The sequence below is a fragment of the Sediminicoccus rosea genome (genome assembly GCF_033547095.1).
GTDB lineage: Bacteria > Pseudomonadota > Alphaproteobacteria > Acetobacterales > Acetobacteraceae > Roseococcus > Roseococcus rosea.
In genome coordinates this window covers 2,076,514-2,095,425 of sequence record NZ_CP137852.1, presented here as the reverse complement: position 1 = coordinate 2,095,425, position 18,912 = coordinate 2,076,514, and the positions used below count along the sequence as shown (strand labels likewise).

The 18,912-nt window shown below is 72.4% G+C and carries 18 protein-coding genes; 13 read left to right on the top strand and 5 right to left on the bottom strand.

Features of this window, described 5'->3' with window-relative positions; genetic code table 11:
* Positions 1-543: 543 nt before the first annotated feature.
* From R9Z33_RS10075 to R9Z33_RS10060, 4 genes are all read left to right on the top strand, one after another.
* Entirely contained in the window at positions 544-1,263 is a 720-nt protein-coding gene (locus R9Z33_RS10075) for a response regulator transcription factor (protein ID WP_318651162.1), read from the top strand.
* Entirely contained in the window at positions 1,256-3,376 is a 2,121-nt protein-coding gene (locus R9Z33_RS10070) for an ATP-binding protein (RefSeq protein ID WP_318651161.1), read from the top strand. Before R9Z33_RS10075 ends, R9Z33_RS10070 begins: the two co-directional genes overlap by 8 nt.
* Positions 3,373-3,777: a response regulator gene (locus tag R9Z33_RS10065; protein ID WP_318651160.1), complete on the top strand. Its 405-nt coding sequence runs from the start codon at positions 3,373-3,375 to the stop codon at positions 3,775-3,777. The genes R9Z33_RS10070 and R9Z33_RS10065 overlap by 4 nt, the downstream gene beginning before the upstream one ends.
* Positions 3,778-3,896: 119 nt before the next feature.
* Positions 3,897-5,909 (top strand): sensor histidine kinase, encoded by a 2,013-nt coding sequence (locus R9Z33_RS10060; RefSeq protein WP_318651159.1) that lies wholly within the window; start codon positions 3,897-3,899, stop codon positions 5,907-5,909.
* 22 nt (positions 5,910-5,931) lie between these two features.
* Here R9Z33_RS10060 and R9Z33_RS10055 read toward each other — a convergent pair whose 3' ends face one another.
* The gene (locus tag R9Z33_RS10055) at positions 5,932-7,713 is read right to left on the bottom strand and encodes a sensor histidine kinase (protein WP_318651158.1); all 1,782 of its coding nucleotides are present in this window, start codon (positions 7,711-7,713) and stop codon (positions 5,932-5,934) included.
* Between the two features lie 138 nt (positions 7,714-7,851).
* A complete protein-coding gene (locus R9Z33_RS10050) occupies positions 7,852-8,826 on the bottom strand; it encodes a Bug family tripartite tricarboxylate transporter substrate binding protein (protein ID WP_318651157.1) in 975 nt (324 codons plus the stop codon).
* 62 nt (positions 8,827-8,888) lie between these two features.
* Between R9Z33_RS10050 and R9Z33_RS10045 the strand changes: the two genes are divergently transcribed.
* The 6 genes from R9Z33_RS10045 to R9Z33_RS10020 are packed head-to-tail and all read left to right on the top strand — an operon-like array spanning position 8,889 to position 12,534.
* Positions 8,889-9,200, top strand: coding sequence for a putative quinol monooxygenase (locus tag R9Z33_RS10045; protein ID WP_318651156.1), 312 nt, complete (start codon positions 8,889-8,891; stop codon positions 9,198-9,200).
* Positions 9,201-9,251: 51 nt separating this feature from the next.
* Positions 9,252-9,551 carry a putative quinol monooxygenase gene (locus R9Z33_RS10040; RefSeq protein ID WP_318651155.1) on the top strand — a complete coding sequence of 100 codons (300 nt, stop codon included), beginning with the start codon at positions 9,252-9,254 and terminating at the stop codon, positions 9,549-9,551.
* A gap of 60 nt (positions 9,552-9,611) precedes the next feature.
* A complete protein-coding gene (locus R9Z33_RS10035) occupies positions 9,612-9,899 on the top strand; it encodes a YMGG-like glycine zipper-containing protein (protein WP_318651154.1) in 288 nt (95 codons plus the stop codon).
* Positions 9,900-9,951: 52 nt separating this feature from the next.
* Entirely contained in the window at positions 9,952-11,022 is a 1,071-nt protein-coding gene (locus tag R9Z33_RS10030; protein WP_318651153.1) for an amidohydrolase family protein, read from the top strand.
* Entirely contained in the window at positions 11,019-12,137 is a 1,119-nt protein-coding gene (locus R9Z33_RS10025) for an amidohydrolase family protein (protein ID WP_318651152.1), read from the top strand. Before R9Z33_RS10030 ends, R9Z33_RS10025 begins: the two co-directional genes overlap by 4 nt.
* Before the next feature lies 1 nt (position 12,138).
* Entirely contained in the window at positions 12,139-12,534 is a 396-nt protein-coding gene (locus tag R9Z33_RS10020; protein ID WP_318651151.1) for a Rieske (2Fe-2S) protein, read from the top strand.
* Here the strand turns inward: R9Z33_RS10020 and R9Z33_RS10015 are convergent.
* Entirely contained in the window at positions 12,513-13,877 is a 1,365-nt protein-coding gene (locus R9Z33_RS10015; RefSeq protein ID WP_318651150.1) for a sensor histidine kinase, read from the bottom strand. The genes R9Z33_RS10020 and R9Z33_RS10015 overlap by 22 nt on opposite strands.
* Positions 13,874-14,530, bottom strand: a complete 657-nt coding sequence (locus R9Z33_RS10010) for a response regulator transcription factor (RefSeq protein WP_318651149.1) — start codon at positions 14,528-14,530, stop codon at positions 13,874-13,876. The genes R9Z33_RS10015 and R9Z33_RS10010 overlap by 4 nt, the downstream gene beginning before the upstream one ends.
* A 101-nt stretch (positions 14,531-14,631) precedes the next feature.
* On the opposite strand from R9Z33_RS10010, the gene R9Z33_RS10005 reads away from it, so the two are divergent.
* The gene (locus tag R9Z33_RS10005; protein WP_318651148.1) at positions 14,632-15,708 is read left to right on the top strand and encodes a class I SAM-dependent methyltransferase; all 1,077 of its coding nucleotides are present in this window, start codon (positions 14,632-14,634) and stop codon (positions 15,706-15,708) included.
* Here R9Z33_RS10005 and R9Z33_RS10000 read toward each other — a convergent pair.
* Positions 15,669-16,853, bottom strand: a complete 1,185-nt coding sequence (locus R9Z33_RS10000; protein ID WP_318651147.1) for a phosphoserine transaminase — start codon at positions 16,851-16,853, stop codon at positions 15,669-15,671. The two genes, R9Z33_RS10005 and R9Z33_RS10000, sit on opposite strands and share 40 nt — an antisense overlap.
* A 28-nt stretch (positions 16,854-16,881) precedes the next feature.
* Between R9Z33_RS10000 and R9Z33_RS09995 the strand changes: the two genes are divergently transcribed.
* Together R9Z33_RS09995 and R9Z33_RS09990 are read left to right on the top strand one after the other, a co-directional pair.
* Positions 16,882-17,928 (top strand): adenosine deaminase family protein, encoded by a 1,047-nt coding sequence (locus R9Z33_RS09995; RefSeq protein ID WP_318651146.1) that lies wholly within the window; start codon positions 16,882-16,884, stop codon positions 17,926-17,928.
* Entirely contained in the window at positions 17,925-18,878 is a 954-nt protein-coding gene (locus R9Z33_RS09990; protein WP_318651145.1) for a Bug family tripartite tricarboxylate transporter substrate binding protein, read from the top strand. The genes R9Z33_RS09995 and R9Z33_RS09990 overlap by 4 nt, the downstream gene beginning before the upstream one ends.
* Positions 18,879-18,912: the final 34 nt, after the last annotated feature.

Below are 18,912 nucleotides of genomic sequence, written 5' to 3'. Positions count from 1 at the left end.
AAATTACAGCCTATGGTTGTGCCCGCGCAATGAAGCACGGGGCGAAGCGCCTCGTCCATCGCGGGGCGGACAGGACTGCCGCCCGCCCCCTGTATCGCTCTGGAATTCTTGATCAACCGCCATCCGGCGGGGGGATCGCCGCTTCGTCCTCGCGCGGCAAGCTGCCCCCGGCGGGCCGCCTGAAGCCGCGTCGGTGCCCAGGCCACAGGGGCTCCAGCGACGGCCCCATCGCGTTCATGTTGAGTTCAGCCAAAGCATGCATGCTGTCTACAAAGCACACCGATACAATACAAAACTCTTCAAAATTAGTCTTACTGTGCCATGGGGCGCTGGTTGGTCATCGATATTCTCCTTTTGCGAAGATGTCCGGATGAATTTGCGCCAATCGCAAATGCCGGCCACGCCCATGCCTGAAAGCTCTACTTGTTGGAGGGTTCAGGTGGCGTATTCACGCCGCCGCGCGCCGGTCCTACCATGGCAGGAATCATGCCCGGGGCGAAGATTCCGCCCCGGGCCACAACCCTTTGGAACCGCCTGGACACCGTGACCGCCAAGATCGCCGTCGTGGATGATGACCCCGCCTTCGGCGCGCAGCTCGCCCGGCTGCTGGGGCGCGAGGGCTTCACCGCCCTCGCCTATGACGGGGGCGAGGCCTTCCTGGCCGCCCTGCCCGACGTCCCGCCCGACCTCGTCATCCTCGACCAGATGATGCCCGGCGCCACCGGCATGGAGGTGCTGCGGCGCCTGCGCGCCACCTCGGACATGCCCTGCATCATGCTCACCGGCAGCGAGGACGAGGCGACGCGGATCGCGGGACTCGAGGGCGGCGCCGATGACTACATCGTGAAATCCGCCCCCCCGCGCGAGATCCTGGCCCGCATCCGCATCGCGCTGCGCCGCGGCGCCGCCCTGCCCGCCACCCAGCCCCCGGCCGCCCGCTGGGAGTTCTCCGCGGCCGAGCGCACGCTGCGCGACCCCCAGGGGCAGATCGTCCACCTCACCTCCTCCGAGTTCGAGCTGCTGCACCTGCTGCATGAGCGCCAGGGCCAGCCCGTGAGCCGGGAGGAATGCCACCGCCGCGTGTTGCGCCGCCCCTACCGCGTCGAGGACCGCGCGATCGACACGCTGGTGGCCAAGCTGCGCGGCAAGATCGAGCCCGAGCGCGACGGGCCGCGCCGCATCCATGCGCTGCGCGGCGTGGGCTATGTCTTCGTGGGCTTCGACGCGGCGGCCACCCCGCCCGCCAGGCCACGCCATGGCTGAGCCCCGCCGGGAGGGACGCCTCCCCGGACGGCCGGTCTGGATCGCCGCTGCCGGCTTCTGGCTGGCGGTTCTCGCCACCGGGACGGGCGGCGTCTTCCTGTTGCTGCGGCACGAGGAACGGCAATTGGCGCGCGAGGTGAAGGCGCGCTGCCTCTCCACCGTGGATGCGCTGCACCAGACGCTGCAAGGCACCCTGGAGGCGATCCAGCGCGTGCATGTCCTGCAGCAGCTGCAGCGCGACCTGCTGCGCCAGGGCAACCGGGACGGCGCGCAGGCCATCAGCGGCTACCTCACCGACGTCGCGGCGCAGGAGGCGCTCGGCATCCTGCAGATCGCCGCCACCGATGCGCGGGGCGTGCTCTCCTTCTCGAGCGTGCCCGGCTGGGCGCCCATTCCGCTGGCTGACCGCGAGCATGTGCGGGTGCATGTGGACCGCCCCGCGGCGCTCTTCGTCAGCGAGCCGCTGATCGGCCGCATCTCCGGGCGCTGGAGCCTGCAGCTCAGCTACCCGCTGCACGACGCGGAGGGCCGCTTTGACGGCGTCTCGATCGTCTCGCTCGACCCGCTCCTGCTGTCGCGCCGCCTGGCCGAGATCTCGACGGCGGAAGGCGCGCTCTCCGCGCTGATGCGGCTCGATGACGGCGCGCTGCTCGCGCGCAGCCGAGACGCCGAGGCGCAGCTCGCCCGCCCGCCACTCGGCGACCATCCGGCGGTGCGCGCCGCGCGTGACGCGCCGCGCGGCAGCTTCCGCGCGCCCAGCGCGCTCGACGGGCGGGACCTGCTGATGTGCTTCCGCAAGGTGCCGGAGGGGCGGCTGCTGGTGGCCGCCGCCGAGGACTGGGCGATCGTCTCCCAGCCCTTCGTGGCGCTGCAGCGCTGGGCCTGGGCGTCCTTCGCGCTGATCATGCTGCTGCTGGCGGGCGGGCTGCTGGCGCTGCTGCGCGGCGCGGGGCTGCGCGCCACCCGCCGCCTGCTGGCCGATGCCGAGGCAGACCGCGCCGCCACCGCCACCGCCTGGACCCGGCTCGAACAGCTGCTCGAGGCGGCGCCCGTCGCCATCTATGCGGGCCGCCTGGAGGCCGCCTGCTTCCGCACCGAATTCGCCTCGCCCAACCTGCATCGCGTGGCGGGCTGGCCGCCCGAGGTGCTTCTCGACCCCGCCGCGGCCGCGGAGCGGATGGACGCGGCCACGGTCGCGCTGCGCGCCGATTTCCGGCGCCACGTCCTGACCGAGGGCCAGGCCCTCGTCGAATACCGCTGCCGCCGGGCCGATGGCAGCTGGCGCTGGCTGCGCGAGGAGGCGCGGCGCGTCGGGCCCGATGCGCGCGACATCGTGGGCTACCTGCTCGACGTGACCGAGCAGCGCGAGACCGCCGCCTGGGCCGCCGCCAGCGCGCGGCTGACCATGCTCGGCGAACTCGCCGCCAACATGGCGCATGAGCTGAACCAGCCCCTCGCCGTCATCTCGCTCGCCGCCGAGAACGCCTCCGCCGCGCTGGACGAGGATGGCGCGGCGGGCATCCCCGATGCGCTGGAGACCTTGGATCTCGTCGCCCAGCAGGCCGCGCGCTGCAAGGAGGTGGTGCAGCACCTGCGGCTCTTCAGCAGCCCCGACAAGCGCCAGGCCCTGGCCGAGGTGCGGCTCGAGACGGTGGTGCAGGGCGCGATGCTGCTGGTGCGCGGCGCGCTGCGCGATGCCGGCATCACCCTGCACAACCGCCTGCCCGCCATCCTGCCGCCGATCCGCGCCAATGCCGTCGGCGCGGAGCAGGTCTTCGTGAACCTCTTCCTCAATGCGCGCGACGCGCTGGCCGCCCTGCCGGCCGGCGCCGCGCGCGAAATCTCGATCACGGCCGAGGTCGAGGAGACGCCCGGCCGCCTGACCATCCGCTTCGCCGATACCGGCGGCGGCATCCCGCCCGAGGCGATGGGCCGCGTCTTCGAGCCCTTCTTCACCACCAAGCCCAGCGACAAGGGCACCGGCCTCGGCCTCGCCATCTGCCACTCGGCCATGCGCGGCTTCGGCGGCGACATCCGGGTGCGCAACGCCGACGGGGGCGCCGAATTCACCCTCGACTTCCCGCTGGCCACGCCGGAGCGCGAAACCACATGAGCGAATCTGTCAGCCTGTTGCTGGTGGAGGACGAGCCGCACATCCTGCGCGAGATGGCCCGGGCCCTCTCGCGCCGCTGGAGCCCGGTGCTCCAGGCCGGCTCGGCGCAGGAGGCGATGGCGCTGCTCACCGCCCACCCCGAGATCGCCGTGCTGGTGACCGACATCCGCATGCCCGGCGAGAACGGACTCGAACTTGCCATGCGCGCGCTCGCCGGGCGTGGCGCGGCCGATGCGCTGGAGGTGGTGCTGATCTCGGGCCACGCCATGCCGCGCGACCTCGACGACCTGGCCCCGGGCGGGCGGCTGGAATTCGTGCAGAAGCCCTTCCGCCTGGCCGAGCTGGACGCGGCGGTCACCCGCGCGCATGAGCGGGCTGTCACGCGGCGGAATGGTACGTGACAGGCGGGCTGTAACACAGGCCTGCCCTGTCTTTGCGGAGAATTGTCGAGCAGGCGCGATCCGCCTTGCGAAGCCGCGCACCGGCTGCACCATCCGCGCTGTTCGGTAGAAAGCGTTCCGTGCAACCCCTCGCCCCCGTCATCGCGGCCAGTGCCCTGGAGGCCCGCAAGCGCATCGAGGTCAATCGCCTCTGCGCCATGCTGGCGCTGCTGCTGGGGCTGCTCGCCTTCCTCGGCGCGGCGGTGAGCACGAGCCTCGCCGCCTATCGCCGCGCCGAACATGCCCGCCTCGCCGACACCGCGCGCGCGCTCGCCGGCGCCGTGGATGCCGAGCTCGGCCTGCTCGAGGTCGCGCTGCGGACCATCGCCACCTCGCCCCGGCTGCTGCCGCGCGTGCCCGATGCCGGCGCGATCCGCGACATCGGGCGGATCGGCGAGGAGCTGGGCGGGCGCATCGAAGTGCTTCCGCCGGGCCCACCCGGGACGGACCCCAAGCGCCGGCCGCAGGCCCTCGTCTCCGACCTCGTGGAGCAGGAGGGGCAACCGCTCAGCCTCGCCATCACCCTGCCCGTGATCCGCGAGGGCGAGGTGGCGCACCTGCTGCGCTTCAACTACCCGCCCGCCCTGCTGCGCCCCATGGTGCGGCACCTCGGCCTGCGCGGCGAGAGCTTCGCCGCGATCGCGGACGGCAATCTCCGCATCCTCGCCCATTCGCGTGATGCGACGGGGCGCAGCACCGGCGTGTCGGCGCCAGGCTGGGTGGGCCCGGCCGTGGCGGGGGTGCAGCGCATCCTCGTCACCGGCCCGGGCTGGCAGAACCAGCCCAATGTCTATGCCGTGGAGCGCCTCACCGCCGCCCCGGGCTGGACGGTCGTGGTCGCGCAGCCCGTGGCGGAGATCGAGGCCACGGCCTGGGCCGCGCTGCGCTGGCTGCTGGTGGGCAGTGCCGCCGTCGCCATCGGCATCGCTCTGGCCGCCTGGTTCGCCCGCCGCGCCTCGCTCATCGCGGCCCGGCAGGAGGCGGCGGTGCTGCGCGAGGGCCGGGCCGAGATGGCCCGCATCCTGGGCGCGCTGCCCGTCGTCGTCACGGTGCGCCGCGTCACGGCCGATGGCGCCTCCACCCTCGTCTTCCGCGAGGGCGACATCACCGCCGTGACCGGCTGGCCCGCGGCGGGGCTGCGCGGCGGGAACGACGCGCGCCATCTCTTCGCCCCCGACGCGCCCGATCTGCCGAGCATGCTGCTGCGTACGATCCGCGAGGGGACGCATCGGGACGAGGTGCGGCTGCGCCGCCCCGACGGGGGCTGGAGCTGGGTGCGTCGCGGCGCCATCTGCCTGCGCCGCGACGCGAGCGGCGGCGCCGAGGTGCTGACCTACACGCTGAACATCGACCGCGAGCGCCGGGCCGAGGCGCGGGCCATCACCTCCTCGCGCCTCGCCTCGCTGGGCGAAATGTCCACCGGCCTCGCCCATGAGCTGCTGCAGCCGCTGACCGCGATCCTCCTGACGGCCGAGAACACCCAGGCCGCGCTGGACGGCCCGGCGGAGGAGGCGGCGCGGCGCGCCCTCGACGTCATCATGGACCAGGCGCTGCGCGCCTCGCGCATCATCGAGGATCTGCGCCGCTTCGCGAGCCAGCCGGAGGAGCGGCCGCCCATCAAGCCCGTCACGCTCGCGGAGCCGGTGGGCGGCGCGCTGGCGCTGACCAGCGGGCTGCTGCGCGACGTGGAGGTGAGCGTCGAACTGGGGCGCGAGGCGCCCGTGGTGCTTTGCGACCGCACCATCCTGGAGCACATCCTGGTCACGCTGATCGGCAATGCGCGCGACGCCATGGCCGGCCTGCCGCCCGGCGTGCCGCGCCGGCTCACCATTGGCGCCACGCGGGCGGGGGGCGAGGTGCGGCTGAGTGTCGCCGACAATGGCGGCGGCATCGCGCCCGAGGTGATGGAGCGCCTCTTCGAGCCCTTCGTGACGACGAAGGGGCCGGATCGCGGCATCGGCCTCGGCCTCTCCGTCGCGGCCGGGCTCGCCGAGCGGATGGGCGCCAAGCTCCAGGGCCGCAACGAGGGCGCCGGCGCCTGCTTCGAGGTCACCCTCGCCGCGGCCGAGGTGGCGGCCGAGCCCGCGCGCTGACATCCACGCGCGCACCGCGCCCTCAGGCGGCGGGCGCCGCCGGCAGGGTCAGGGTAAAGACAGCGCCCTCCCCCTCGTTGCGCGCCTCGATCGTGCCGCCCATGCCCGTGGCCAGGCCATGGCAGATGGACAGGCCAAGGCCCGTGCCCTTGTCCGGCCCCTTCGTCGTCACGAAGGGCTCGAAGAGCCGTGCCATCACCTCGGGCGCGATGCCGCCGCCCGTATCGGCGAGGGTGATCCGCACCATGCCGGGCGGCCCGGGCTCGGCCGCGATGCGGATGCGCCGGGTCGCGCCCGGCGGGCGCTCGGCCAGCGCGTCACAGGCGTTGCGGAGCAGGTTGGAGAGCAGCTGGTCCAGCAGGATCTCCTGCGCCTGCAGGATGGGCGGCGGCTCGCCCAGCGCCAGCTCCACCGCCACGCCGTGGTCCAGCAGCGGGCGGCGCACCAGCTCCAGCGCGCCCGCCACCGCCTCGGCCAGCGGCACGGGCTGCATCGGCGCCTCCGCCTCGGCGCCGCGCGCGAAGCGGCGCAGCCGGTCGAGCAGCAGGGAGGTGCGCTGCGTCTGCTCGACGATGCGCTCCAGCCGCACATTCACCTCGTCCAGGTCGCGCTCGCGCGCCGCGTATTGGCCGAGTTCGGCGGCGAGCGAGATGACCTGCAGCGGCTGGCGCAGCTCATGCGCCATGCCGGCCGCCAACTCGCCCAGCGAGGCGAGGCGTGCCGCGGCCATGGCGCGCGCCTCCGCCTCGTGCCGGGCCTGGATGTCGATGGTGTAGCCGACGATCACGGCGCCCCCCTCGGGCGGGCGCTCCAGCACGCGCACCAGCGTGTGCAGCCAGCGCCAGCCGCCGCCGGGCTGGCGCATCCGCCACTCATAGCCGACGCGTCCCTCCAGCAGCAGGCGGGGCAGCTTGTCCGCCAGCGTCGCATCGCCGGGATGGGCGAGCGTCGCGGGATCGGGCCGCCGCGCGAGTTCATCCGCCGGCCAGCCGGTCACCGTCTGCATGTCGCCGCCGCGATAGAGCAGGCTGATCTCGCCGTCGGGCGCCACGTCGCAGAGGAAGATCTCGGCCGGCAGACCCGCATGCAGCCGCTCCACCTGGGCGCGGCCGGTGCGCAGCAGCACGGCGGCGCGCGCGCCCTCCTCCCGCGCATCCCATTCGCGCGTCACCGCCAGCATGAGGAAGGGCAGCGTGGTGCCGTAGAGCGCCGTCAGCAGTGCCGGGATGACCGAGAAGAAGGCCTGCGGCCCGGCCTGCGTGGGCGGCACCACCGCCGAATACAGCACGACGCCGAGCAGGCCGAGCACGACGATGGTGACAAGCACCGCCATGTCGAGCGCGGCGCGCAGCCCCTCGCGCCGGTGCACGCGCCACATCTCGAAGGCCGCCCAGAGCGCCGCGCCATTGGCGAGCGGCGCATAGAGCGCGAGGCGCGCGCCCGGTGATTCGAGGAAGCCCGGGACGAGGCAGGCCAGCACCCAGATGGCGGAGGGCAGCAGCGCGATCCAGCGCGCCACCGCATGCCCCGCCATCCGACGCGCGCCGAGCCAGAGCAGGCTGATCGCGAGCAGTTGCGCGGCGTTCACCGTCGTGAACACCAGGAAGGCCGGGAGTTCGCCGCGCAGCGCATGCCCGAAGGAGGCGAGCGCCTGCATGATCGAGGCGATCAGCCAGGCGGTGGGCACCGGGCGGCCGCTCGCCCGGCCGCCATGCTCGCTGTTCCGCACCAGCAGCAGGCTGCCGATCAGACCGACGAAGCCCGCGACGAAAAGGACGGTGGGGGCGTGAAGGAAGCCGCTCAAATCCGGAACGATGCGCTGAATGCCTCAACCTAGACGAGTGCGGGGCCAAGCCAAGGCGGCCCGCGCCCCGCGCACAATTCTCGACAATTGATGCATGCCGCATCGCGCACCCGGGCGCCGTCCCGGCCGCGGCACAGCTCAGTTCAGCGGCACTTCCATGCGGCTGAGCACCGGCCTCCAGGCCTCGAGCTGCGCGGCCAGGAAGCGGCTGAACTCGGCCGGCGTGCTGCCCTGGACGAATTGCGCGTCATTCGTCAGCCGGTCGCGGATGCGCTCATCGCCCAGCGCGGCCACGGCGGCGGCGTTCAGCGCCTCGATGGCGGCGGGCGGCGTGCGGGCCGGCGCCAGCAGGCCGAACCAGCTCAACGCCTCCAGCCCCGGCGTGAATTCCGCGAAGGTCGGCACGTCGGGCGTGGAGGGCACGCGCTGCGCGCTGGTCCAGCCGAGGATCCGGCCCTGGTTGTTGCGATGGACCGGCAGCGCCGTGCTGCCCGCCACCACCAGCAGGTCGAGATTGCCGGCCAGGAAGTCGTTCAGCTGCGCCGCGTCGCCGCGATAGGTGACGTCCTGCATCGTGACGCCCAGCCGCTCCAGCACCATCAGCATCGCGACATTCGTCAGCGTCGTCGGCCCGTTGGTGCCGTAGGTGATGCGGCCCGGCCGCGCGCGGGCGGCGGCGACCAGCGCCGGGATGTCGCGCGGGCCGTCATGGCGGGCGATCACCGCGAAGGGGAAGGTGGAGCAGAGCGTGACCGGCGCGAAATCCTCGATCTTGTAGGAGAGGTTGCGCTGGATGATGGGGTTCACCGTCAGCGTCGTGCCGGCCGCCATCAGCAGCGTGTGGCCATCGGGTGCGGCGCGCGCCGCGGCTTCGGCGCCGACGATGGTGTTGCCGCCCGGGCGATTCTCCACCTGCACGGGGCGGCCCAGCGTCTGCGTCATCCGCTCGGCCATCAGCCGCGTCAGCACATCGGTGCTGCCGCCCGGCGCGAAGGGCACGATGATGGTGACGTTGCGTTGCGGAAAGCCGCCTTGCCCCCCCCCTTGGGCAAGCGCGGGTGTCGCGAGAAGCGGGAGCGCGGCGCCGAGGGTGCGGCGGGTGATGCGGGTCATGTGTTCCTCCTGTTGGGCCGTGATATGCCACCGCACGACGCCGAGCGCGAGGAGCATTCCGCATGTCCAGGATCGCCCTGATCGTCACCTTCGAGGTCCGGCCCGGCTGCCACGCGGCGTTGCTGGACCTCATGCGCCGCCACGCCGCCGCCTGCCTCGCGGATGAGCCGGGTCTGGAGCGCTTCGACGTGCTGGAGGCGATGGATGCGGCAGGCCGGCCCGACCCCCTGCGCCTGATGCTCTACGAGGTCTTCCGCGACCAGGCGGCGCGCGAGGCGCATTGGGCGAAGCCGCGGCATGAGGCGACCAAGGCCGCCTTCGCGCCGCTGATCGAGGGCCGCTCCTCCCAGCTCTGCCGCCTCGGGCCGGATTGACGGGGGCGCGCGGAGGCCCCGCAATGGCGCCCGGAAACACCGGAGAGCCCCATGGCCAAGATCGCCCTCGTCGTCGAATTCAAGCTGAAGCCCGGCGCGCATGCCGCCTTCGATGCCATCATCCGCGACCACGCGGCCGGCACCCTGGCCGACGAGCCGGGCTGCGAGCGCTTCGACGTGCTGCAGCCGGGCAGCAAGGAAGGGCCCGATCTCTCGCGCGTCATGCTCTACGAGGTCTATGCGGATGACGCGGCCTTCAAGGCGCACACGCAGAATCCGCGCCTCGCGCGCACCCGTGCCGCCTATGAGCCGCTGATCGAGGATCGCACGATTCACATCTGCAAGTTGTAGGACCCGCCCATCTTTTCGCCTTTTTCGCGCGGGAAACCTTCCCCGACCAAGGAGGTTTCCATGCGCACACGACCGATTCCCATGACCCTGCTGCTGGCCGCGCTCGCCTTAGGCACCATGGGCTGCACCAATCCCTACAACCAGGGCCAGCGCGCCGCCGGCGGCGCGCTGATCGGCGCGGGCGGCGGCGCCGCGATCGGGGCGCTGGCGGGCGGCGGCCAGGGGGCCGCGATCGGCGCCGTGGCGGGTGCGCTGACGGGTGCGGCGGTCGGCGTCGTCACCACGCCGCAGCCGCCGCCGCGCCGCAATTGCTGGCGCCGCGACGATGGGCGGACGGTCTGCCGCTGACGCTTCCCGCTGGGCCGGGCCCATGGCAAGCTCCCCGGAAAGGAAACGAGCCATGGACCTGCCCGCGGGCGCGATCGACGCCGATCTCCATCCCATGGTGCCGGGGCTGTCCGCGCTGGCGCCCTACCTGCCCGACCTCTGGCGGGACCAGATCACGCTGCGCGGGATGGAAGGCTTCGACACCCAGGCCTATCCGCCCAAGGCGCCCAAGACCGTGCGCGCCGACTGGCGCCCCGCCGGTGAATGGCCCGCCTCGCGCATCGGCCATCTGCGCGAGCAGGTGCTGGACCCGTGGCGGGTTTCGCGCGGCATCGTGACGCCGCTCTATGGCGTGCAACTCGTCTTCAACGAGGACATGGCGCATGCCTTCACCTCGGCGCTGAACGACTGGACGCGCGCCGAATGGCTGGACGCCGACCCGCGCCTCGCCGGCTCCATCGTGCTGCCCATGTTCAACACCGAACATGCGGTGGCCGAGATCGAACGCTGCGCGCCCGATCCCCGCTTCGTGCAGGCCATGGTGCTGGTGATGGGCGAGACACCACTCGGCCGCCGGCACAACTGGCCGGTCTTCGAGGCGCTGGTGAAGCACAACCTGCCGCTCGCCATCCATGCCGGCACGGCCTATCGCAACCCGGTCACCTCGCTGGGCTGGCCGTCCTGGTATGCCGAGGATTATGCCGCGAACCAGCAGGCCTTCCAGAGCACCATGGCCTCGCTGATCACCGAGGGCGTCTTCGTCCGCTTCCCCACACTCAAGGTCGTGCTGCTGGAATCCGGCGTCTCCTGGCTGCCGGCCTTCCTCTGGCGCCTGGTGAAGGGCTGGAAGGGCGTGCGCTTCGAGGTCCCCTGGCTCGACCGCAATCCCTTCGACGTGGTGCGCGAGAATGTCCGCCTCTCCATCCAGCCCTTCGACGCGCCGGAGGATGCGGAAACCGTGCAGCGCGTGATGGACCACCTGGGCAGCGACCAGATGCTGCTCTGGTCCAGCGACTGGCCGCATTGGCAGTTCGACGGCCCGCCGCGCCTGCCGCCCGGCCTCGATGCCGGGCTCGCGCGGAAAATCTGCGTGGAGAACGCGCTTTCCACCTATGATCGGCTCGCCCTGGAGGTGACCCCATGAATGTGATCCGCCCGCAAGCCGCCCCCCATTCAAAAGGGTTGGGCCGTCCCCTCGCCGCCACGCAAGGCCTGGTGGATGTGGACATCCACCCCCGCCCGCGCTCGATCAACGACTACGAGCCCTGGCTCTCGGCCGAGATGCGCGAGCGTCTCAACACCTTCGGCATCCGCCCGCGCCACGGCTTCGTGAAGGGCACGCCCTATTTCAAGTCGCAGCCGCTCGCCTGCCGCCGCGACGCCTGGCCCGCCGAGGGCACGCCGGCCTCCGACCTCGCCTTCATGCAGGAGCAGATGCTCGACTTCCACGGCGTGGATGTGGGCGTGCTGAACCCGCTGCAGCCGACCGCACAGGGCGACCAGAACAATCCCTTCTCCGTGGCCATGGCGCACGCCGTGAATGAGTGGCAGCTCGCCACCTGGGTGGATCGCGACGCGCGACTGCGCGCCAGCGTCGTCGTCCCCTATGAGGACCCCGAGGCGAGTGCGCGCGAGATCCGCAAGCGCGCCGGTGATCCCCGCTTCTGCCAGGTGCTGCTGATGAGCCGCACCTCCCACCCGCTCGGCAATCCGAAATACTGGCCGATCTTCGAGGCGGCCGAGGAAGCGGGCCTGCCCATCGGCATCCATGCCTTCGGCTATAGCGGCTGGGCGATGACCAATGGCGGCTGGCCCAGCTTCTACATCGAGGAGGTGAGCGAGCACGCCACGTCCTGCCAGTCGCTTGTGAACTCGCTGGTGATCGAGGGCGTGCTGGAACGCTTCCCGAAGCTGCGCATCATCCTCATCGAATGCGGCTTCGGCTGGCTGCCCAGCGTCGCGTGGCGGCTCGACCGGCACTGGCCCATGCTCAAGTCCGAGCTGCCCGCCATGAAGCGCCTGCCCTCGCAGCAGATCCGAGACCAGATCTGGGTCAGCACCCAGCCCATCGAGGAACCGCCGCGGCCCGAGCACCTGCTCGACTGCATGAGCTGGATCGGCTGGGAGAAGATCCTCTACGCCAGCGACTATCCGCATTGGGATTTCGACGACCCGCGCACCGCGATCCCGAGCTTCATCCCCGAGGACAAGCGCGCCGCGATCTATGGCGGCAATGCGCGCAAGCTCTACGGCTTCTGAGATGAGGCACGTGGTTGCGCCGGTGGCCGAAATCCCGCCCGGCGAACGGCGCCTGGTCGAGGCCAATGGCAAGCGCGTCGTGGTGTTCAACCTGGGCGGCGAGTTCTTCGCCCTCTCCGACCGCTGCCCGCACCAGGGCGGCTCGCTCGCCGCTGGCCCGGTCATGGGCCTGGTCGAGAGCCCCTGCCCCGGCGAATACAGCTATGGCCGCGCCGGCGAGATCATCCGCTGCCCCTGGCATGCCTGGGAGTTCGACATCCGCACCGGCAAGTCCCGCTTCGACCCGCGCCGCATGAAGGTCCGCGCCTTCCCCGCCTGCGTCGAGAAGGGCGAGGCGCTGCAGGCCGAGACCTTCCCCGTGCGCGTCGAGGAAGACTACGTCGTCGTCGAGGTCTGACCGCCGCCCGGCGGCAGCGTGATCCGCACGCCGAGCCCGCCCCACTCGCTCGCCTCCAGCTCCAGCGCGCCGCCATAGGCGGCCACGATGTCCTGCGCGATGGCGAGGCCGAGGCCCGTCCCGCTCACCGAGGCATCCAGCCTGACACCCCGCGTCAGCGCCGCGCGGCGGTCCTGCGGCGCGATGCCCGGCCCGTCATCCTCGACGCGGAGGACGAGGCCCTCGGGCGCGGCCTCGGCCATGACGCGCACCCGCGCCCGCGCCCATTTCCCGGCATTGTCGAGCAGCGAACCGAGCAGCTCCAGCATGTCCCCCTCATCGCCCGTCAGCGTCAGCCCGTCGGGCACCGCCACTTCCCAGGCGAGGCGCTCGCCCGCGGGGGAGCGGGCCAGCGCATCGGCGATGCGGCGGGCCAGCGGCGCCAGCGCCACGCGCCCGCCCAGGCGCGGCGGCCCATGGATGTGCGCCCGCGCCAGTTCCCGCGCGAGCCGCGCCTGCATGGCATCGGCCAGTTCGCGCAATTCGGCCGCCGCCTCCAGCTCGCCCCGGCCTTCCAGCTCCCGCGCGCGGGCGGCCAGCAGGGCAAGCGGCGTGCGCAGCCCGTGCGCGAGGTCGGCCGCGCGTTCGCGGGCGATGCGCGAGGCGCGGCGCTGCCCCTCCAGCAGAGCGTCGAAATCCTGGGCGAGGCCGTCCAGCTCCGCCGGCAGCGCGCCGCTCAGCCGTTCGCGCTTGCCGGCGCGCAGCGCGGCGAGCGCCCGCCGCGCATCCGCGATGGGCCTGAGCGCGATCACCCCCTGCACCAGGGAGGCGACCAGCATGGCCAGGGCCAGCAAGGCCAGGACCGGCAGGAACTCCCAGAAGAAGGCACGCTTGGTGGCGTCCAGCACCTTGCGGTCCACCGCCACCACGGCGCGCAGTGGCCCGCCCGGCGCCTCGCCCAGCTCGCGTTCCAGGGCGATCATCTTGCCGCCCCCGGGGCCACGCAGGATGACGCGGTGCAATTCGCCCGGGCGGGGCGGCGCGGGCTGCATCTCCAGCGTGAAGCCGCCAAGCGAGGGCGAGCGCCAGGTCTCGCCCGTCCGCGTGTCACGGATCTGCCAGTAGAGGCCCGAGAAGGGCTCGGCGAAGCGCGGGTCGGGCAGCGGCGGCAGGCGGGCGGCGATGCCCTCGCCCGTCGCGACGACGCGGGCCAGGATGCGAAGATCCACCTCCAGCTGCACCTCCGCCTCGCGTTCCACATGGCGCTCGAACAGGCCCTGCAGCACGAGGCCCAGCACCAGCATCAGCCCCGCCGTCATGGCGAGGCCGGCCCAGGCGAAGCGCGCGCGCAGCGAGCGCGTCATGGCTCGATCACATAGCCATGGCCGCGCCGCGTGCGGATCGCCTCCGGGCCGATCTTGCGCCGCAGCCGCGCCACCAGCGCCTCCACCGCATTGTCCGCGCGGTCGGCTTCGTCGGCGTAGAGATGTTCCATCAGCTCGGTCTGGTGAACGGCGCGGCCGGCATGGTGCATCAGATAGGCGATGAGGCGGAATTCCAGCGGCGTCAGCTCCACCGCCTCGCCATCCCGCGTCAGCCGCCGCGCCCGCGTGTCGAGCGCGAGGCCGCTCGCGCGCAGCACATTCCCGGCAAGCCCCGCGTTGCGGCGGAGGATGGCGCGCAGCCGGGCCAGCAATTCCTCCATGGCGAAGGGCTTCACCAGGTAGTCATCGGCGCCCGCATCGATCGCCTCCACCCGCACCGCCCAGGTGGCGCGGGCCGAGAGCACGAGGATGGGAAAGCCCACCCCCTCCGCCCGCCAGCGGCGCAGCAGGGAGAGCCCGTCCACGCCGGGCAGGTTGAGGTCGAGGATGGCGGCGTCGAAGGCCTCCGTGCCGCCGCGCTCCCAGGCGGCGCCGCCCTCGGCCACGTGCTCCGCCGCGAAACCCGCATGCGCCAGGGCCCGCAGGACGTCCCGCGCGATGCCCGCCTCATCCTCCACCACCAGGATCCGCATATGCCCCCTTAGCCCGCCCTTCCTGACATCGCGCTGACACGCCGCGTCAGCCCGCCGGGGCGCCCGCCCGTTAGGCCGCGCCCCGGACGATGGAGATGCGCATGAAGATCGGTCAGGATTTCCCGGCAAGCCCCTGCCGGCTCTGCGGCACCGCCACGCGCCGCCTCGTGGCCGATCGCGGCCGCGGCGGCGCCGCGCTGGAGACGGCCCTCTGCACCGGCTGCGGCCTCGTCAGCCATGCCGAGATCCCGGACGAGAGCGCGGTCAGCGATTTCTACGCGACCCGCTATCGCCTGGAATACAAGGGCGGCTTCACGCCCAAGCGCAAGCATGCGCTGCGCGCCCTGCGCGGCGCCATGGCCCGCGCCCGCCGCCTGGCGCCGCTGCTGCCCGCCCCCATTCCATCCACCAAGGCGCGCGTGCTCGACATCGGCGCCTCCTCGGGCGAGTTCACCTTCGTGATGCGCGAGGCGGGCTTCGCCGCCACCGGCCTCGAACCCAACTGGGGCTATGCCGAATTCGCCCGCCGCGAATATGAGGTGGATATCCGCCAGGGCGGCTGGGACAGCCCCGAATTTCCGCGCGAGGCGCTGCACCTCGTCACCATGAACCACGTCATGGAGCACCTGACCGATCCCTGGGCCGCGATGCGCCGCATCCACGCCGCCCTGGCCCCCGAGGGCCTGCTCTTCATCGAGGTGCCGAATCTGGCCGGCATCCGCAAGCAGCTCGCCAACACCTTCCACGCTGCGCATATCTGGAACTTCACGCCCGAGACGCTGGTCGCCGCCGCCTGGCAGGCTGGCTTCACGCCCTGCGCGGGCGAGAACCTGGCGCACACCTCCATCGTCTTCCGCAAGCGGCGGCCGGGCGACGCGCCGCCCACGGGCGCGGATGCGACGCATGCCGCCGCCCTCTGGCGGCAGATGACGCAGGAGCAGTCGCGCGGCGCCTATCTGCTCTCGGCCGCGCCCCTCACGCGGCGCTGGCAGCGGCTCCTGCGCAACATCGGCGAGCATGTGGTCACGCGCCGCCACCGCGGCATCCGCGCCATGGGCGAGGCGCTGCTCGACGCGGCGGCGCTGGAGCCTTCCTCGCCCTGGGCCGGCCGGCATGGCTGGCGTCTCGGCGGGCGCGCTCAGCCCGCGAATTCGGCCGTGACGCGCGCGAAGGCCTGATCAAGCCAGGGGAGCAGGGCGGCCACGTCCTCCTGCTCCACCGTCGCGCCGCACCAGATCCGCAGGCCTGGCGGCGCGTCGCGATAGCTGGCGGCGTCGAGTGCCACGCCCTCCTCCTCCAGCAGCGCCGAGAGCCGCGCGGCGGCCTTGGCCTGCACGCCCGGATCGAGCGCGGTGAACCAGGGCGCCACGATCCGCAGGCAGACGCTGGTGCAGGAGCGCGTGGCCGGCTCATCGGCCAGGAAGCGCGCCCAGTCGCTGCGCTCCACCCAGCCCGCGATGGTGGCGAGGTTGCCCTCGGCGCGGGCGACGAGGGCGCGCAGCCCCCCCACCCCCTCGGCCCAGCGCAGACCGTCCAGCGCATCCTCGACGCAGAGCATGGAGGGGGTGTTGATCGTGTCGCCCCGGAAGATGCCCTCGATCAGCTTGCCGCCCTTGGCCAGGCGGAACACCTTGGGCAGCGGCCAGGCCGGCTTGTGGGATTCGAGGCGCGCGACCGCGCGCGGCGAGAGCGCCAGCATGCCATGCGCCGCCTCGCCCCCCAGCACCTTCTGCCAGGACCAGGTGACGACATCGAGCTTCTCCCACGGCAGGTCCATGGCGAAGGCGGCCGAGGTCGCGTCGCAGATGGTCAGCCCCTCGCGCGCATCGCTGATCCAGTCGGCATGGGGCAGGCGCACGCCGCTGGTGGTGCCGTTCCAGACGAAGACGCAATCCCGCGCCGGATCCACGGCGGAGAGATCCGGCAGCTGGCCGTAGGGTGCCTTGAGCAGGCGCAGATCGGTGAGCTTCAGCTCGGCCTGGATGTCATGCGCCCATTCGGCGGAAAAGCTCTCCCAGGCCAGCACATCCACGCCACGGGGGCCAAGCAGGCTCCACAGCGCCATCTCGACCGCGCCGGTGTCCGAGGCGGGGACGATGCCCAGCCGGTAATCGGCCGGCATGCCGAGGATGGCCCGGGAGCGCTCGATCACCTCGGCGAGGCGCGCCTTGGGTGCCGCCGCGCGATGGCTGCGGCCGAGCAGCGCGCCTTGCAGCGCATCCAGCGAGAATCCGGGCCGCTTGGCGCAGGGGCCGGAGGAGAAACGGGGGTTGGCGGGCTTCTGCATGGGCCGCTTCGTCGCATGCGGGGCCGGGCCTGTCATCTCCCCGCCGGCGTGGCAGGATGCGCCGATGACCGAACGGCTCGAAACCTTCTGCCACGCGCTGCCCAAGGTGGACCTGCACGTCCATCTGCTGGGCGCGGTGCGGCAATCCACCTTCGCCGAGATGGCCGCCCGCTGCGGCATGCCCGCGGCCGAGGCGGAATCGCTCTACGCCCGCGACGCCAAGCCCAAGGGCGTGCTGCACATCCTGCGCGCGCTGGAGAGCCGCATCCTGCGCGATGCGCGGGACCTGCACCGCATCGCCTATGAACACCTGCAGGATGCGGCCGCGCATGGCGTGCGCCATTCCGAGATCTTCTGGAACCCGACCGGCACGGCGCATCTGTTCAGCTACGCCAAGGGCGCCGACGCCATCCTGGCGGGCTTCGCGGATGCGGCGGCCGATTTCGGCGTCTCCGCCCTGCTGATCCCGTCCATCGACCGCGAGGCCCCGCCCGAGGCCGCGACCGAGGTGGCCGAATGGATGCTGGCCCACCGGCGGGACGCCATCATCGGCATGGGGATCGACTACCGCGAGACGGACCGCCCGCCCGAGCTCTTCTGGCGCGCCTGGCGCATGGCGAAGCAGGCGGGCTTCAAGCTCACCGCCCATGCCGGCGAATTCGGCTGCCACCCGCGCAACATCGCGACCGCGATCGACCTTTGCGAGGTGGACCGCATCGACCACGGCTACACCGTCCTGGAGGACCCGGCGCTGACCGCGCGCTGCGCCGAGCGCGGCATCCTCTTCACCGTGGTGCCGACCAATTCCTACTACCTCCGCACGCTGGAGAACTGGCCCGAGGGCCACCCGCTGGCCCGCATGCCGGAAGCCGGGCTGCTGATCCATCCCAACACCGACGACCCGCCGCTGCACCAGGTCACCCCCACGCGCTGCTGGCGGATGATGGTGGAGGATTTCGGCTTCGGCCTGCCGGACCTGCGCGGCTTCATGCTGAACGGCATCCGCGGCTCCTTCCTGCCGGAGCCCGCGCGCCGCCACCTCGAAGGTGCCTTCGCCCAGGAATTCGATGCCCTGGCCGCCGAGATCTTTCCCCAAGGGAGCCTCGCATGATCCCCCGCCGCGCCCTGCTGCTCGCCCCCCTCGCCACGTCCGCGCTCGCGCAGTCCTGGCCGACGCGGAACATCACCCTCGTCGTGCCCTTTGCCGCCGGCGGCAATGTGGACACGGTGGCGCGGCTGGCGGCCGCCGAACTCACCCGCCGCCTCGGCCAGAGCGTGGTGGTGGAGAACGCGCCGGGGGCCGGCGGCACCATCGGCACCGAGCGCGTGGCCCGCGCCGCACCCGATGGCTACACGCTGCTGCTGGGTGTGGAGAGCCCCTTCACCATCTCGCCCTTCGTCACGCCGGGCGCCGTGCGCTACGACCCGCTGCGCGACTTCGCGCCCATCGGCATGCTGGCCTCGCTGCCGCTCACGCTGGTCGGCCGGCCCGACCTGCCGGCGAATGACCTGAACAGCCTGCTGGCCCTGGCGCGCTCCCGGCCGGAGGGGCTGACCTTCGCCACCTCCGGCACCGGCACCTCGCTGCACCTCTGGGGCGAGATCATCGCCCGCGGCGCCGGCATCCGGCTGGAGCACGTGCCCTACCGCATCGCCGCGCAGATCCCGACCGACCTCATCGCCGGCCGGCTCGACCTCGCCGTGCTCACCGTCACCAGCACGGCGCCGCTGCTGCGCGAGGGGCGGATCAAGGGCTTCGCCAATTCCTCGCTCCGCGTCATCGAGGGCCTGCCGCCGCTGGCCAGCCTGCCCGCCTTCCAGGGCGTGGAGATGCTGGCCTGGCAGGGCCTCTTCGCCCCTGCCCGGACCGATGCCGCCATCCTCCGCCGCCTCGCCGCCGCGCTGGACGCGATGCAGGAGGAGCCCGAGTTCCGCCAGCGCCTCGGCCAGATCGGGATGACGCCCTGGCGCAGGACGCCCGAGGAGATGGCCGCGCTGCTCCAGGCCGAGCTCGCGCGCTACCGGGAGGTGGTGCGGGCGGCGAATATCCGGGCGGATTAGCCGCAGGCCGGCGCGCGTCGCCTTATCGCAAAAT

What these genes read in the sequence shown, in the direction of transcription:
- R9Z33_RS10065 (WP_318651160.1), top strand. Translation starts at nt 3,373, where the DNA reads ATGAGCGAATCTGTCAGCCTGTTGCTGGTGGAGGACGAGCCGCACATC.
- R9Z33_RS09990 (WP_318651145.1), top strand. Translation starts at nt 17,925, where the DNA reads ATGATCCCCCGCCGCGCCCTGCTGCTCGCCCCCCTCGCCACGTCCGCG.
- R9Z33_RS10070 (WP_318651161.1), top strand. Translation starts at nt 1,256, where the DNA reads ATGGCTGAGCCCCGCCGGGAGGGACGCCTCCCCGGACGGCCGGTCTGG.
- R9Z33_RS10030 (WP_318651153.1), top strand. Translation starts at nt 9,952, where the DNA reads ATGGACCTGCCCGCGGGCGCGATCGACGCCGATCTCCATCCCATGGTG.
- R9Z33_RS10015 (WP_318651150.1), bottom strand. Translation starts at nt 13,877, where the DNA reads ATGACGCGCTCGCTGCGCGCGCGCTTCGCCTGGGCCGGCCTCGCCATG.
- R9Z33_RS10000 (WP_318651147.1), bottom strand. Translation starts at nt 16,853, where the DNA reads ATGACAGGCCCGGCCCCGCATGCGACGAAGCGGCCCATGCAGAAGCCC.
- R9Z33_RS10050 (WP_318651157.1), bottom strand. Translation starts at nt 8,826, where the DNA reads ATGACCCGCATCACCCGCCGCACCCTCGGCGCCGCGCTCCCGCTTCTC.
- R9Z33_RS10005 (WP_318651148.1), top strand. Translation starts at nt 14,632, where the DNA reads ATGAAGATCGGTCAGGATTTCCCGGCAAGCCCCTGCCGGCTCTGCGGC.
- R9Z33_RS10025 (WP_318651152.1), top strand. Translation starts at nt 11,019, where the DNA reads ATGAATGTGATCCGCCCGCAAGCCGCCCCCCATTCAAAAGGGTTGGGC.
- R9Z33_RS10010 (WP_318651149.1), bottom strand. Translation starts at nt 14,530, where the DNA reads ATGCGGATCCTGGTGGTGGAGGATGAGGCGGGCATCGCGCGGGACGTC.
- R9Z33_RS10040 (WP_318651155.1), top strand. Translation starts at nt 9,252, where the DNA reads ATGGCCAAGATCGCCCTCGTCGTCGAATTCAAGCTGAAGCCCGGCGCG.
- R9Z33_RS10020 (WP_318651151.1), top strand. Translation starts at nt 12,139, where the DNA reads ATGAGGCACGTGGTTGCGCCGGTGGCCGAAATCCCGCCCGGCGAACGG.
- R9Z33_RS09995 (WP_318651146.1), top strand. Translation starts at nt 16,882, where the DNA reads ATGACCGAACGGCTCGAAACCTTCTGCCACGCGCTGCCCAAGGTGGAC.
- R9Z33_RS10035 (WP_318651154.1), top strand. Translation starts at nt 9,612, where the DNA reads ATGCGCACACGACCGATTCCCATGACCCTGCTGCTGGCCGCGCTCGCC.
- R9Z33_RS10045 (WP_318651156.1), top strand. Translation starts at nt 8,889, where the DNA reads ATGTCCAGGATCGCCCTGATCGTCACCTTCGAGGTCCGGCCCGGCTGC.